Annotated in this window: 15 protein-coding genes; 6 read left to right on the top strand and 9 right to left on the bottom strand. The window is 70.4% G+C overall.

Going from position 1 to position 13753, the window contains the following annotated elements; all coding sequences use genetic code 11:
* From AC1ROY_RS15290 to AC1ROY_RS15280, 3 genes are read left to right on the top strand one after another with little or no spacing between them, the layout of a single operon-like run.
* Entirely contained in the window at positions 1-1128 is a 1128-nt protein-coding gene (locus tag AC1ROY_RS15290) for an amino acid ABC transporter permease (RefSeq protein WP_493149705.1), read from the top strand.
* 3 nt (positions 1129-1131) lie between these two features.
* A complete protein-coding gene (locus AC1ROY_RS15285; RefSeq protein WP_493149704.1) occupies positions 1132-2235 on the top strand; it encodes an amino acid ABC transporter permease in 1104 nt (367 codons plus the stop codon).
* 16 nt (positions 2236-2251) lie between these two features.
* The gene (locus AC1ROY_RS15280; protein ID WP_493149703.1) at positions 2252-3466 is read left to right on the top strand and encodes an aminotransferase class V-fold PLP-dependent enzyme; all 1215 of its coding nucleotides are present in this window, start codon (positions 2252-2254) and stop codon (positions 3464-3466) included.
* Here AC1ROY_RS15280 and AC1ROY_RS15275 read toward each other — a convergent pair.
* Positions 3463-4347 carry an alpha/beta fold hydrolase gene (locus tag AC1ROY_RS15275; RefSeq protein WP_493149702.1) on the bottom strand — a complete coding sequence of 295 codons (885 nt, stop codon included), beginning with the start codon at positions 4345-4347 and terminating at the stop codon, positions 3463-3465. The two genes, AC1ROY_RS15280 and AC1ROY_RS15275, sit on opposite strands and share 4 nt — an antisense overlap.
* 137 nt (positions 4348-4484) lie before the next feature.
* Between AC1ROY_RS15275 and AC1ROY_RS15270 the strand changes: the two genes are divergently transcribed.
* The gene (locus AC1ROY_RS15270; RefSeq protein ID WP_493149701.1) at positions 4485-5129 is read left to right on the top strand and encodes a hypothetical protein; all 645 of its coding nucleotides are present in this window, start codon (positions 4485-4487) and stop codon (positions 5127-5129) included.
* A gap of 12 nt (positions 5130-5141) precedes the next feature.
* On the opposite strand, the gene AC1ROY_RS15265 is transcribed toward AC1ROY_RS15270, so the two are convergent.
* The 8 genes from AC1ROY_RS15265 to AC1ROY_RS15230 form a co-directional block, all read right to left on the bottom strand.
* Complete coding sequence (locus AC1ROY_RS15265; protein ID WP_493149700.1) at positions 5142-6029, bottom strand: PhzF family phenazine biosynthesis protein; 888 nt, start codon at positions 6027-6029, stop codon at positions 5142-5144.
* A gap of 57 nt (positions 6030-6086) precedes the next feature.
* Positions 6087-6899 (bottom strand): exodeoxyribonuclease III, encoded by an 813-nt coding sequence (locus AC1ROY_RS15260; RefSeq protein ID WP_493149699.1) that lies wholly within the window; start codon positions 6897-6899, stop codon positions 6087-6089.
* A 56-nt stretch (positions 6900-6955) separates the two neighbouring features.
* Entirely contained in the window at positions 6956-7642 is a 687-nt protein-coding gene (locus AC1ROY_RS15255) for a fumarylacetoacetate hydrolase family protein (protein ID WP_493149698.1), read from the bottom strand.
* 328 nt (positions 7643-7970) lie between these two features.
* Positions 7971-8744, bottom strand: coding sequence for a gamma-glutamyl-gamma-aminobutyrate hydrolase family protein (locus tag AC1ROY_RS15250; RefSeq protein ID WP_493149697.1), 774 nt, complete (start codon positions 8742-8744; stop codon positions 7971-7973).
* Between the two features lie 64 nt (positions 8745-8808).
* A complete protein-coding gene (locus tag AC1ROY_RS15245; protein ID WP_493149696.1) occupies positions 8809-9435 on the bottom strand; it encodes a LolA family protein in 627 nt (208 codons plus the stop codon).
* 63 nt (positions 9436-9498) lie between these two features.
* On the bottom strand, positions 9499-10128 hold the full coding sequence (locus tag AC1ROY_RS15240) for a hypothetical protein (RefSeq protein ID WP_493149695.1): 630 nt from the start codon (positions 10126-10128) through the stop codon (positions 9499-9501).
* Positions 10129-10277: 149 nt separating this feature from the next.
* Positions 10278-11045 carry a TorF family putative porin gene (locus AC1ROY_RS15235; RefSeq protein ID WP_493149694.1) on the bottom strand — a complete coding sequence of 256 codons (768 nt, stop codon included), beginning with the start codon at positions 11043-11045 and terminating at the stop codon, positions 10278-10280.
* 198 nt (positions 11046-11243) lie between these two features.
* Positions 11244-11444, bottom strand: a complete 201-nt coding sequence (locus AC1ROY_RS15230) for a hypothetical protein (protein WP_493149693.1) — start codon at positions 11442-11444, stop codon at positions 11244-11246.
* A gap of 222 nt (positions 11445-11666) precedes the next feature.
* Here AC1ROY_RS15230 and rnhB point away from each other — a divergent pair, with 222 nt between their 5' ends.
* Together rnhB and AC1ROY_RS15220 are read left to right on the top strand one after the other, a co-directional pair.
* Positions 11667-12299, top strand: coding sequence for a ribonuclease HII (rnhB, locus tag AC1ROY_RS15225; protein WP_493149692.1), 633 nt, complete (start codon positions 11667-11669; stop codon positions 12297-12299).
* A 9-nt stretch (positions 12300-12308) separates the two neighbouring features.
* Positions 12309-13736: an FAD-binding oxidoreductase gene (locus AC1ROY_RS15220; RefSeq protein ID WP_493149691.1), complete on the top strand. Its 1428-nt coding sequence runs from the start codon at positions 12309-12311 to the stop codon at positions 13734-13736.
* The last annotated feature ends 17 nt before the right edge of the window (positions 13737-13753 follow it).

Below are 13753 nucleotides of genomic sequence, written 5' to 3'. Positions count from 1 at the left end.
GTGCCGCCCGCGAGGCCCTGGCGCCCGCGCGAGGTCCTGATCCAGGCCGCGCTGCTGGCCGTCCTTCTCGGCGCCTTCGCCTGGTGCCTCGGCAATGCGGCCGACGCGCTGGGACGGCGGGGCATCGCCATGGGGTTTTCCTATCTCTGGGAGCAGGCGGGCTTCGGCATCGGTGAATCCGCGATCCGCTTCCAGCCCAGCGACACCTATGCGCGCGCCTTCCTCGTGGGACTGCTGAACACGCTGAAGGTCTCCGCCTTCGCCATCGTGGCGGCGACGATCCTCGGCGTGGTGCTGGGGCTGATGCGGCTCTCGCCGAACCTCGGCGCGCGGGCGCTGTCGGGCGCCTATGTCGAGCTCTTCCGCAACACGCCGCAGCTCCTGCAGATCATCTTCTGGTATTGGCTCATCACGCGCCTGCCCGGGCCGCGCCAGGCGCTGCGCCCGGTGGAAGGGATGCTCATCAGCAACCGCGGCGTGGCGCTGGCCTGGCCCAGGGCCGATCCGGTCTGGGACATGGTGGGGCTGGCGCTGCTGGCCGGCGCCGTGCTGGCCGTTGGCTGGGCCGTGCTGGCGCGGCGCCGGGGATGGCCGGTGCTCTGGCCGGTGGTGGCGCTGACGATCCCTGCGCCGATCGTCGCCTGGACCGTGATGGGCGCGCCCCTCGCGATGGAGTGGCCCGCCGTGCGCGGGCTCGCCATCCGCGGCGGCGTGTCGGTGAGCCCGGAATTCGTGGCGCTGTTCCTGGGGCTGTCGCTCTACATCGCCGCCTTCGTGGCGGAGATCGTGCGCGGCGGCGTGCTCTCCGTGCCGAAGGCGCAGGTGGAGACGGCGCGGGCCCTGGGGCTGAGGCCGGGACAGATCTCGCGCCTTGTGGTGATGCCGCAGGCGCTGCGCGTCATGGTGCCGCCGCTGGCCGCGCAATATGTGAGCCTGGTCAAGAATTCTTCCCTTGCCGTCGCGATCGGCTATCCGGACGTGGTGAACATCTCCAACACCACGCTCGCGCAGACGGGGCACGTGGTGGAGGCGGTGCTGCTGATGTCGGCGGTCTACCTGCTGATCAGCCTCGTCATCGGCGCCGCCATGGCCCGCTACAACCGCGCCGTCCTGCTGCGGGAGCGCTGAGGGATGGACCAGGGGATCGCCATCGAGCTCGGCGCAAGACCCCCGCCGCCCGTGCCGCATCCGGGGATCGGCGGCTGGCTGCGGCGCGAGTTCTTCGCCGGCCCCGTCAGCATCCTGCTGACGCTCGCGATCGCCGCCCTGTGCCTCTGGGCTGGTCCCGCGCTGTGGCGCTGGCTGGTGGCGCAGGCCGTCTTCGCCACGCCGGACCCGGCCGCCTGCCGCATGGCCGCCGGCGCCTGCTGGGCCGTGATCGGGGAGAAATGGCGCGTCATCCTCTTCGCCACCTATCCCTATGACCAGCAATGGCGTGGTGGGCTGGTGGTCCTGCTGCTCGGCGCCATGACGGCGATCACCACGATCCGTGCCCTCTGGTCGCGCGCGTTGCTCGCCGCCTGGATCGCTGCCATCGCCGCGGCGCTGGTCCTCCAGGCGGGCGGCATCCTCGGCCTGAGCTACGTGCCGACGGGACGCTGGGGCGGGCTGCCGCTGACCGTCCTGCTCTTCGTCGGCACGGTGGCGCTGGGCATGCCGCTCGCGGTGGTGCTGGCGCTCGGCCGGCGCAGCGAGCTGCCGGTGCTGCGCGGCGTCTCGCGCGGCTATGTCGAGGTGGTGCGCGGCCTGCCGCTGGTGAACGTGCTCTTCATGGCCTCGCTGCTGGTGCCGCTCTTCCTCCCGGAGGGCATGAACCCGGACAAGCTGCTGCGCGCCCAGCTCGGCATGGCGCTGTTCTTCGCGGCCTATGCGGCCGAGGCGGTGCGCGGCGGCCTCCAGGCCCTGCCGCGCGGGCAGGAGGAGGCGGCACGGGCGCTCGGCCTCGGCGCCTGGGCGCGCACGACGCGCGTGATCCTGCCGCAGGCCCTGCGCATCGCCGTGCCGGCGCTGGCCAACGACGTGATCCGCGCCTTCAAGAACACCTCGCTGCTGGTGGTGATCGGGCTCTTCGACGTGCTGGGCGGCGCCATGGCCGCGCTCGAGGACCCCGCCTGGTCCCGCTACTACGTCGAGGCCTATCTGTTTGTCGCCTTGCTCTATTTCGTCATTTGCGCCTTCCTTTCGTTCCGGGCCCGACATCTCGAGGCCGAGCTGGCGCAAGGCCGCAACTTCTGAACCGGAGAGGACGTCCATGAACGAAGTTCCCGATCGCCAGAGACTGTCCCCCGCGCCGGATTGGCCCGCGATCCGAGCGCGCTATGCCGTGGCCACACGCAGCACCTACCTGAATCTCGGCTCGCGGGGCCTGCTGTCGGAGGCGGTGCATGCCGCGGTGACCTCGCGCCTGGCCGCCGAGCACGAGGTCGTCGCCGGCGACATCGCCGAGACGACGATGAAGGACGAGACCCGCGCGCGCTTCGCCCAGCTGATCAACGCCTCGCCCGGGGAGATCGCGTTCACGCGCAACGTCTCCGAGGGGCTGAACGCCATCGCGACCGCGCTGTCCTGGCAGGAAGGCGACAATGTGGTGGTCAGCGAGGAGCTGGAGCACGCCAACAACGTCTATCTCTGGGAACTCATCTCGCAGCGCTTCGGCGTCGAGGTCCGCGTCATCGCGCCGGACCGCGGCGCCATCGACGCGCCGGCCATGGCCGAGGCGATCGACGGCCGCACGCGGCTGGTCGCCGCCTCCGCCGTCACCTTCACGCCGGGCTTCCGGACCGACCTTGCGACCATCGGCGCCGCGGCGCGGGCGGCGGGCGCGCTGCTGCTGGTGGATGGCGTGCAGTGCCTCGGCGTCATGCGGCTCGATGTGGAGCGCGAGATGATCGACGCGCTGGTCACCAGCACCAGCAAGGGGATGAACGGCCTGCGCGGCCAGGGCCTCCTGTATGTCCGCAAGGAATGGATCACCAAGCTGACGCCGATGGCGGTGGCGCGCACGGCGATCGCGACCGGCGGCCACTACTCCGCCTTCGAAGGGCGGAAATTCGCCTTCCGCGAGGACGCGCAGCGCTTCGAGCTGGGCCACCTCAACTATCTCGGCCTGACCGCTGCGCACGCCGCGATGGGCGAGACGCTGGAGGTGGGCGTCGCCAACATCGAGCGCCGCGTGACCGCGCTGGCGAAGCGGCTGGCCGAGGGGCTGGCGCAGCAGGGCTGGCCGGTGAACCGCCCGCCCTTCCCGGAGGCGCAGAGCCACATGGTCACCATCGGCGCGCGCAACCTGGCCGGCGGCCCGGAGGCCACGGGCGACGCGAAGCTCGATGCCTTCGCCGCCGCGCTGAAGGCCGAGGGCGTGGACTTCACCATCCGCCGCGGGCTGCTGCGCTTCGCCTTCCACATGTGGAACGACGAGAGCGACGTGGAGCACGTGCTCCGGATCGGGGCGCGTCTCGCCGGTTAGCCGGCCGTCGAGTCCGGGTGCGCCTGCAGGAAGGCGAGCAGCGCCTCGCGGAACTGCGGTGTGCCAGGTGCGCTGCCATGGCTCGCGCCGGGAATGGTGACGAGCTGGAGCGCCGGCATCGCCGCCTTCAGCTGCTCGAAGCCGCGCAGATAGGGATCGGCCGTGCCGACGATGCCCAGCACCGGCATGGGCACCGCGGCCAGCCGCTCGATCGGCACCACCTGGTCGGGGTTGGAGCGGCGGACGGCGGCCAGGGCGCGCGCATCCTGGCCGGCCAGGCGCCGCTCGGAATCCGCGCGGATCTCCGCCTCGCTGGGCGGCTGGCGGTCGCGCGGCCAGAGCCGGATGAATTGCGAGCGCAGCAGGCCCTCGTCCATCTCGGCGGATTCGATGTCCACGCGGCGCTGGTCCTCCGCGGTCCAGCCGAGGCGGCCGGGCGCCCCGCCCAGGGTGAGCGTCAGGAAGCGCTGCGGTTCCAGCGTGGCGAGCTGGGCGACGATATGCGCGCCCATGGAATAGCCGACGATATGCGCCCTCGGGATCGAGAGGTGATCCATCAGCCGCGAGATGTCGCGGCCCATCTCGGGGCCGTAGGCGGCGCGGTCGTGCGGCTTGCCGCTCTGGCCGTGGCCGCGCGCATCGAGCGCGATGGTCCGGTAGCGGGCGGCGACGGCGGGGAAGACGCCGGTCTGCACCCATTGGCGCTCGGTGTTGGTGGTGTAGCCGTGGATGAGGATGACGGGCTCGCCCGTGCCGTCCTCGATGAAGCGGATGGGCACGCCGGCGCTGTCGAAGCGCCGGTCCTGCGGCGCGGCCAGGGTGGGCAGCGGGAAAGACGAAGCGCCGCCCAGAGCGAGGGCGGCAAGGGTGCGGCGTCGCATGGTCGTTTCCTCTTCGATTTGGATCGAGAAAAGCACGAAGGGCCCCGGCGGCTCAAGCGAGACGGTATTTCATGCCTTGGACTTGAATTTCGGCGCCTGAGAGTCCTACGGTACGAGGGCGGAACAGGAGCGCGCGGATGGCGATACCGGCCGATGCAAGGCGCGGGGATGCCGAGATGGCCATCGCCGTGCTGCGCGAGGAGCTCAACCGCGCGCTCTCCTACAAGACGCGCTACGACACGGAGGGGCACAACATCTGCCTCGCCATCGTCGAGCTGACGACGGGCGGGACGGCGGTGCTGGCCGCCTATTCCAATGATTCCGCCATCCCGGTCTCCATCCGGCTGCACCTCAACCTGGTGCCGGACACCTATGCGCTGCTGCCGCAGGGCCAGCGCTTCGGCTGCGACGGCATGGCGCAGCTGCACACCGAGCCGAAACTGCTCAACTTCCTGACCGCCGCGCCGACGATCCGCGAGCAGCCGTTTTCCTCGGCACCGCCGGCCAATCCGCCGCGGGGACCGCAACTCGCCTTCTATCGCGCGGTCGTGGGCGGGCAGCGCGTCCAGGCGGCGGCGCAGGCGCGGCTGCTGCCCGCCGTGCAGGCCGTGAAATCCGTCACGCTGGTCTCGGAGATCAACTGCTGCCGGACCTGCTGCGACTACTCCATCGACCGCTTCCGCGCGCGCTTCCCGGGCAAGCCGCTGGAGATCATCGAGCTGGGCAAGGTCTCCGGTCAGGCCACGCCCTATAGCCGGGTGACCGTCACGCGGACGCCCTGACGGCCGGTTGACCTATAGCCGGACCGTGCCCTCGAACATCGTCACGCAGCTGCCGCCGACGGTGGCATAGATGCCCTCCGGCGTGCGCCGGGCCGTCGTGCGCAGCAGCGAGGGGCGGCCCATCTCGACGCCCTGGGTGATGTCCCAGGCGCCGCTCTCCGCGGAGGAGATCGAGAGCAGCAAGCCCGCCAGCGGCGTCGCGGCGCTGCCGGTGGCTGCATCCTCCCAGGTGCCGGCGAGCGGCGAGAACATCCGGGTCCGCAGGCCGTCCCCCTCCGGGCGATAGAGATAGACCGACAGCTTGCCGCCGAGCGCTGATGTCGTCGCCACGGCCTGGCGGAAGGCGGCGAGGTCGGGCGCGGCGGCGGCCATCGCCTCGGGCGTCACCTCGAAGATGAGGCGGGGATTGCCGCCGTCGCTGGCCAGCACCGGCGCGTGGCGGGCGGTGACGATGCCCGCGGGCGAAATGCCGGCGCAGGCGGCGGCGAGCTCGACGGGAAGTTCGGGACCGACGGTCAGCGGCTGGGGCGCGGAAATGGTCGTGCCTAGGAGGGCGCCCGAGGCGTCGCGATCCACGCGGACCTGCACGAGCCCGGCGATCTCCTCGAACTTCAGCAGCCCTCCGCGCGCCCAGTCGGCCAGCACGTAGCCGGTGCCGACGTTCGGGTGGCCGGCGAAGGGCATCTCCGCCGTGCGGTGGAAGATGCGGACGCGGGCGGTGTTCGCCGGATCGTTCGCCGGCAGGACGAAGGTGGTCTCGCTGAGATTGAACTCGCTCGCGAGCGACTGCATCTCGGCATCCGAGAGGCCCTGCGCATTGGGGAAGACCGCGAGCTGGTTGCCGCCGAAGCGGGTGCTCGTGAAGACGTCCAGCGTGACGAAGCGATAGATCCGGTTCATGCGGCGCAATCTAGCGCCGGGCGGGTCCGATTCCCAATCCGCAGCGCCGGCCTTGCCTCAGAGCGACAGCTCGACCAGCACGGGGACATGGTCGCTCGCGCGCTCCCAGCCGCGGGCGGGCTTGAGGATCTGGTGGCGCACCAGGCTGCCCTCCAGGTCGGGGCTGACCCAGATGTGGTCGAGCCGCCGGCCGCGATCGGCGGCCTCCCAGTCCTTCGCGCGGTAGGACCACCATGTGTACATCTTCTGGTCCGCCGGCACGAAGTGGCGGAGCGCGTCGACCCAGTTGGCCGCGCGTTGCCATTGCGTCAGCGCTTCCACCTCGACGGGCGTGTGCGAGACGATGTTCAGCAGCTGCTTGTGCGACCAGACGTCGTGCTCCAGCGGCGCGATGTTGAGGTCGCCCACCAGGATGGAGCGCCTGGCCTCGCCCTGCGACGCGAACCAGGCCGTGGCCTCGGCGACGAAGTCGAGCTTGTGGCCGAACTTCACGTTCAGCTCGCGATCGGGGATGTCGCCGCCGGCGGGCACGTAGAAGTCGTGCAGGTCGATCGGGCCGCCCGGCGCGTCCAGCGTCACGCCGACATGCCGGCAGTCGCCCTTCATGCACCAGTCGGGATCGTTCGCGCGGTGCGTGAACGGGATGCGCGAGAGGATCGCGACGCCGTTGTAGCCCTTCATCCCCCTCGCGGCGACGTGCTCGAAGCCCAGCGCCTTGATGTCCTCATGCGGGAAGTGCTCGTCCGGGCACTTGGTCTCCTGCAGGCAGAGCACGTCCGGCCGCAGCACCGCATCCAGCTCCCGCAGCAGCGGGAGCCGGAGGCGGACGGAGTTGATGTTCCAGGTCGCCACCCGGAGGGAGCGACTCATCGGAGCATTTTCAAGCCGGGCCTCTTCGCCCGGCGACTCGGAAAATGCGACAAGACTTAAACAATCTTGGTCTTCACCTCGCCGACGCCCTCGACGAAGCCTTCCAGCACGTCGCCCTTCACCACGGCCGCGACGCCCTCGGGCGTGCCGGTCATGATGAGGTCGCCCGGCGCCAGCTCGACCAGCTCGGAGAGGTTCGCGATCACCTCGGGCACCGACCAGATGAGCTTGGAGAGGTCGGAGGTCTGCGTGACCTTGCCGTTCACCTTCAGCTCGATCTTTCCTTTTGAAGGATCGAAGCCGGCGGCGGGGATGAGGTCGCCCATCGGGGCGGAGAGGTCGAAACCCTTGCCCATGTCCCAGGGGCGGCCGGTCTTCTTGGCCTCGTTCTGGATGTCGCGGCGCGTCATGTCGAGGCCGGCGCAATAGCCCCAGACATGGTCCAGCGCATCGGCGATGGCGATGTTCTTGCCGCCCTTCCCGATGGCGACGACCAGCTCCATCTCGTGGTGCAGCGACTTGGTGACGCTCGGATAGGGCATGTCGGCGCCGCCGGTCACGATCGCGTCGAAGGGCTTGGTGAAGTAGAAGGGCGGCTCGCGGGTCGGATCGCTGCCCATCTCGATCGCATGCTCGGCGTAGTTGCGGCCGACGCAGAAGATCCGGCGCACGGGGAAGAGCTCGCTGCTGCCCTTCACGGGCACGGCGGAGGTGGCGGGCGGGGTGACGACGTAGCTGGGCACGAGACGCTCCTGGACAGGTCCGCCCTCGCGTCTAAAGCAGAATGATCCGCAGGGAAATCGGGGCCGGATTGGCTATTGACCCGACTTCGGGCGCGATGACAGTTTCGCGATCTGCGGATTGGGGAACCGGCGGCGGCTGCGGAAACGGAGCCCCGAAACGGAAAGCGCCCGACCAGGGGGGTGGTCGGGCGCCCAACAGTTCACTTCCGATCGGAATGGTCGGGCGAGCCGATTAGGGGGAACCGACGCGTCCTGCCGGTGGTTGAACCGCCACCGGCTTGGGAAGCATAGCGCAGCCTTAATCTGGACGCAAAGTCTATTCGGACGCCTACTCGGCCGCTTGCCGCGCATACCTCGCCTGCGACCAGGCCATGCAGGCCTCGCCGAACCGCTCGAAGATGCGGCGGCTGAAGTCGTCGCGCTCCCAGTCGTATTCCGGGTGCCACTGCACGCCCCAGGCATAGCCCCTGCTATCGCGGACCTTCACGGCCTCGACGGTGCCGTCGGGCGCCCAGCCCATGGCGTCGAGCCGCGGGGCCAGGCGCTGAACACCTTGATTGTGCAGGGAATTGACGGGAACGACCATGGTGCCGGCCAACTCGTGCAGCATCCCCTCCGGCGCCAGGCGGACGCCATGGGCCTTCCCCGTGCGGACGGCCGGGATCGGCTGGTCGGAGGGGGTGGAATGGTCCATCCGGCTCGGCAGGTCCTGGATGCGCTGGTCGAGGCTGCCGCCGAGGGCCACGTTCAGCTCCTGCATGCCGCGGCAGATCGCCAGCACGGGCACGCCCATCTGGATGGCGGAGCGGATGAGCGGCAGCGTGGTCGAGTCGCGCCTGATATCTTCGGGCGTGCCCTCGGCATGGGCGGGGCCGTCGTAATGGCCGGGCCAGACGTTGCTGCGGCTGCCGGTCAGGATCAGCCCGTCGAGTCGCGGCAGGATCTCCGGCACGAGGGCCTCGCCGGCGGCGGGCAGCAGCACCGGGATGCCGCCCACGGGGCCGAGCACGACACGGACATAGCTGTCCGATGCGGCGTGGTTCGGGGTGTTGAAGGCGCCAAAGGCCTTAATGCAGCAGGAGATGCCGATCAGCGGTCTCATGCATGCAACAAACCAAGCGGATGCGGCGGATTCAAGGCGGAATCAACGGCATCTGGACGTTTTTTCACCGTCCCTGCTGCAATTGCTCGCGGAAGCGCGGGTCGTTGAAGGCAAAGAGGAAGGGATCGAAGCGCTGTCCCGTCTCGATCTGGGTCAGGGTGACTCGCGTGCTGCGGCCCTGCGCGTCCAGCACCACCCATTGCCGCAGCACCATCGGATTCTCCTCGAGGATGAGGGTGATGCGGCCCTCTGAGGGCTGCGCGGTCCGGAAGACCGTCACCGCCAGCAGCCCCCGGGCGCGCTCGACGCCGGCGACGGTGACGTCGCCCGAGAGGCGCAGCGGCGAGCGCAGCAGCACGCTCAGCGGGGTGGAGGAGAGCGGCACCACGGTCGGCTGCTGGAGCTCGCGGTCGAAGTGGAAGAACTGGCTGTCCGCCGCGATCAGCAGGGTGGGCTCCGGCGGGTCGTACTCGAAGCGCATGCGCGAGGGGCGCCAGATCCAGGCCGTGCCCTCGGCCGAGCCGCCGCCCTGCGCCACCTGCAGGAAGCGGGCCTTGAAGGTGGTCATGGCGTTGAAATAGGCCTCGACCCGGGCGATCGCCTCGGCCTGGCCCTGGGCGGGCTGAGTCTGCGCGGCGAGCGGGACGGGCGCGAGAAGGGCGGGGGCGGCAAGAAGCGTGCGGCGGTTCATCCCCTGTTTGTGGGGCTGCTCCAGGGCCAAAGAAAGGCCCTGGACGCCATTTCACGCCGCGATTCAGCGGCCGGGGGGTGTCATGCCCGGCGGCGGCAGGGCGGTCCCGCGCGGCATGCCCCCGCCGGGGACGCCCGCCGGCATCTGGAAGGCCTGGTAGCCGCTGGGGCGCTGGAAGCGCGCGGGATCCTGCGGGCCGTAGGCGACGGAGGTCGCCTCGATCTGGCCCTGGCGGCCGTCGCCCTCGGCGCGAAGCATGACGCCGTCGGCGGTGAGGCAGGCGCGGCCCGAGCGGCCCTGGTCCTCCATGCGCCAGATCGTGCAGTCGGTGCTGGCGATGCGCGCCGTGCCCTCGCGCGTGAAGCGGGCGCTGGCGCTGGGCTGCATGCTGGCGGCGGGGAGCTGGCTGACGGGAACGTCCATGATCATCCGCTGGGCTTCCATGACCATGAAGCCGGGCGAGGTCCCGCGCATGTCGGCCACCATGAAGCCCTGGCCGCCGGGCATGTCGACGCGCATGAGGCCGCTGGCGGCGATCCAGGAGATGCGCATCTCCGCCCCGTTGCCCGGGCCCTGGCCGGTGGCGCGGTAGGCGACCGAGACGTCGCGGGTGGGCGTGATGGCGGGGCGATCCTGGGCGAGCGCGGGCAGCGCGGCGAGGGCGCAGGCCAGGGCGATCGGGAGGCAACGCATGATGAGGCATCCTCTCTATTGGCGCGCAACCTCGGCCTGATCGCCCGCTACGGTCAATCCCGGCCCGAAAACGAAAACGGCGCCAGGGAGGGGAGCCCGGGCGCCGTTCGCGAAGGCTGGCCCGCGTCGCCGCGGGCCAGGGATACCGATCAGAACTTGAAGGTCAGCTGGCCCAGCGCACGGGCGCCGCAGATGTTCTGCGAGGTGCCGTAGATGCAGTCGCTGCGGCTGATCGACGTGTCGTAGTAGCCGACGCTGAGCGTGACCGTGTTGCCGATGACCGGCAGGACGAAGTCGCGGCTCAGGCTGATGCCCCACCAGGCGTAGTCCGGCGTGCCGAAGCGCGGGTTGCGCTCGATCCACTGGTAGCCGACCCGGCCGCCGAGGGTGACGTCGTAGATGCCCGTCTTCCAGTCGGCGCCGCCCTCGATGTAGATGCCCGTGCCGGACTGGCCGAAGTAGTTCGGCGAGCCGTTGAGCGAGCCGAGCAGCGTGACCGGGCCGATCTCGCGGGTGACCTTCGCATAGGCCTCGAAGTAGTCGAGGTTGAAGGTGCCGGGGGCGCGGCTGTAGCCCGGATAGAGGTAGCCGATGCCGCCGAAGTCGAAGTTGAAATCGAAGGCCGAGAAGCGGTAGCCGCCATAGGCGTCGACCTCCTGTCGGGCGTCCGTGCCGGCGAAGCGCACGTTGGAGATGAAGGTGCCGATGTAGAAGCCGCTGGAATGCACCAGCTCGGCCGCACCCTGATAGGCCACGCGCGAACGCGTCTGGCTGATGCCGCGGAAGAGGTAGTCGCTCGCGACCGTGGCCGTGGGCGATAGCGTCAGGCCGGTCTCGCCGAGGACGATCTGGGCCGAGGCGGGCGCGGCGGCAGCGAGGCCGACGGCGGCGGTCAGGGCGAGCAGAAGCTTGCGCATGAAATCTTGAACCTTTCGTGGTCGGACGTGTCGCGATCATAAAGGCTGCAAAACCATGTCAACGGCAAGTCGGGAGGTTATAAAGAAGGCATAGTGTTGCAGAGCGGCAACAGGCCCTTTTGGGCTGTGCCCTGATTCCGGGCACTTCGATGTCTGCCTCGCCTCAGGACCAGACAATCCGTGCAAATGTTGAAGCCTTCAAACCCGGAGGTCCAGCAGCGAGCCGCGAGGCAGCGGCCGCGCCGGGGGCGGCGGGACTGCCTCGAGCTTGCGTTGGGCCACCGGCTCCGCCTGGGGCTGGTCCGCGCGGGCGTTGCGCTGGACCGGCGAGGGTTCGGCGCCGGGACGGGTGCGCGTGACCTCCTGCGTGAAGGCCGCGAGGGAGTTGGTGCTGATCATGCGCACCACCCTCCACCGAAGGGATGAAGGCTTCGTAAAGACGCCTCGCTTTTGGGCAGGAAATCCGGCCTGGGCGGTGGCGGCAAGGAGCTGGTTCATCTGCATGCGAGCAACCATGCCGGGTGGGGCCGTTAAGATTCCAGCAACCTATGGCTGTATCGTCTATTTTCTCGGGAGCGAATCGCTCGCGCGTCCCTTGGGACCGGCGCTAAAGCTTGCGTCATGCCGGATTTCAGCCTGGAAGCCTCGTTCGGGGGGCGTGTCGCGGGGGTGGACGAGGCCGGCCGCGGCCCGCTGGCCGGGCCAGTGATGGCGGCCGCTGTCCTGTTCCTCCGCCCCTGCCCGCGCAAGCTGGCGAAGCTCCTCGACGATTCGAAGCGGCTGTCCGAGCCGCAGCGGCTGGAGGCCGCGCTGGCCCTGCGCGAGGCGGCCGGGAAGGGCTGGCTGGTCATGGCGGTCGGCGCCGCTTCTGCCGCCGAGATCGGGCGCATCAATATCCTCCAGGCCACCCTGCTCGCCATGCGCCGCGCCGTGACGCGCCTCGCCGTCGCGCCCGAGGTGGTGCTGGTGGACGGCAACCGGCCGCCGCCCATGCCCTGCCGCGTGGAATGCGTGATCGGCGGGGACGGGCTGAGCCTCTCGATCGCCGCGGCCTCGATCATGGCCAAGACGGTGCGCGACGCCGGCATGCGAAAGCTCTGCCAGCGCTGGCCCGCCTACGGCTTCGGCCAGCATTTCGGCTATGCGACCGAGCGCCACCGGACCGCGCTGCGGGCGCATGGGGCCTGCCCGCACCATCGCCGGGGCTTCGCGCCCGTCGAAGAGGCCTTGCAGGGCGCGCTGCTGACGGCCTGAATCCGGGCCATGGGAGAATCGCGCATCACCGTCGGCCGCCGGCCCCTGCTGGGTGCCGCGCTTGCCGCCGGATGCGTGGCCCCGGCGGATCCCCTGGTCCTGGACGATGCCAGCCGGCTCAACGCGACCCTCGTCGCGCGGCATGTCGTGATCGGGGCGCAGGATCCGCTCGTGGACCGGCTCCGCGACGAGCTGCGCGCGGCGAGGGAGGCCGGGCGGCCGGTGGCGCTCGGCGCCGCGCGGCATTCCATGGGCGGGCAGAGCCTGGCGCCGGGCGGCACGGCCATCACGCTGGCCCCGGCCGGATGCCGGCCCGACTTGGCCTCCGGCACCTGTCGGGCGACGGCCGGGACGCGCTGGAGCGACGTCATCGCCGCGCTCGACCCGCTCGGCTTCTCGCCCGCGGTCATGCAGTCCAACCATGATTTCGGCGTCGCCAGCACCTTCGCGGTGAACGCGCATGGCTGGCCGGTGCCGCACGGCCCCTTCGCCAGCACCGTGACGGCGCTGCGGCTGATGCTGGCGAGCGGCGAGGTGGTCACCTGCTCGCGCGACGGGAATGCGGAGCTCTTCCGGTTGTCGGCGGGCGGGTACGGGCTGGTCGGCATCCTCCTGGAGCTCGACTTCCGCATCGTCCCGAACGCGCTGCTCGCGCCGTCCTTCGCGCGCATGCCGGCCGCGGAGTTCGCGCCGCGCTTCGTGGCGCTCTGCACCGATCCCGGGGTGGCCATGGCCTATGGGCGGCTGAACGTCGCCGCCTCCGACTTCCTGGGCGAGGCCGCGATGATCGGCTACCGCGCCGTGCCGACGCCGCCGGAGGGCCTGCCGCGGGCCGGCCTGGGCGGCGCCTTCCCGGGCCTCACGCGGCGGGTCTACCGCAACCAGACGGGCTCCGAGCTCGGCAAGGATTTTCGCTGGTGGATGGAGGCCTCGCTCGCGCCCCGCCTTCCCGCCGCCGCCACGCGCAACGCCTTGCTGAATGAGCCCGTCTCGCTGCTGGCCGGCACGGACCCGGACGTCACCGATATCCTGCACGAGTACTTCCTGCCGCCCGAGGGGCTGGCCGGCTTCCTCGACGCCTGCCGCGCGATCATCCCCTCGTCGGGGCAGGACCTGCTGAATGTGACGCTGCGCTTCGTCGAGCCGGACGGCGACGCCGTCCTGGCCTTCGCGCCGGCGCGCCGCATCTCGGCCGTCATGTCCTTCGCTCAGCGCCGCAGCGCGGAAGCCGATGCCGCCATGCGCGGCATGACCCAGGCGCTCATCGACCGGGTGCTGGAGCTCGGCGGCAGCTTCTATCTTCCCTATCGGCGCCACGCCCGGCGCGACCAGATCGCGCGCGCCTACCCGCGGCTGGACGAGTTCGTCGCGGCGAAGCGGCGCCTGGATCCGGGGCTGCTCTTTCGCCACGGGCTCTGGGAAAGCATCGCCGCCTAGCGGCAGGCTGTTGACGG

This window comes from Roseococcus sp. GW821-FHT12F05 (assembly GCF_058806835.1).
Note: the sequence above shows the minus strand (reverse complement) of the source record. Positions and strands in the feature narration are given on the sequence as shown.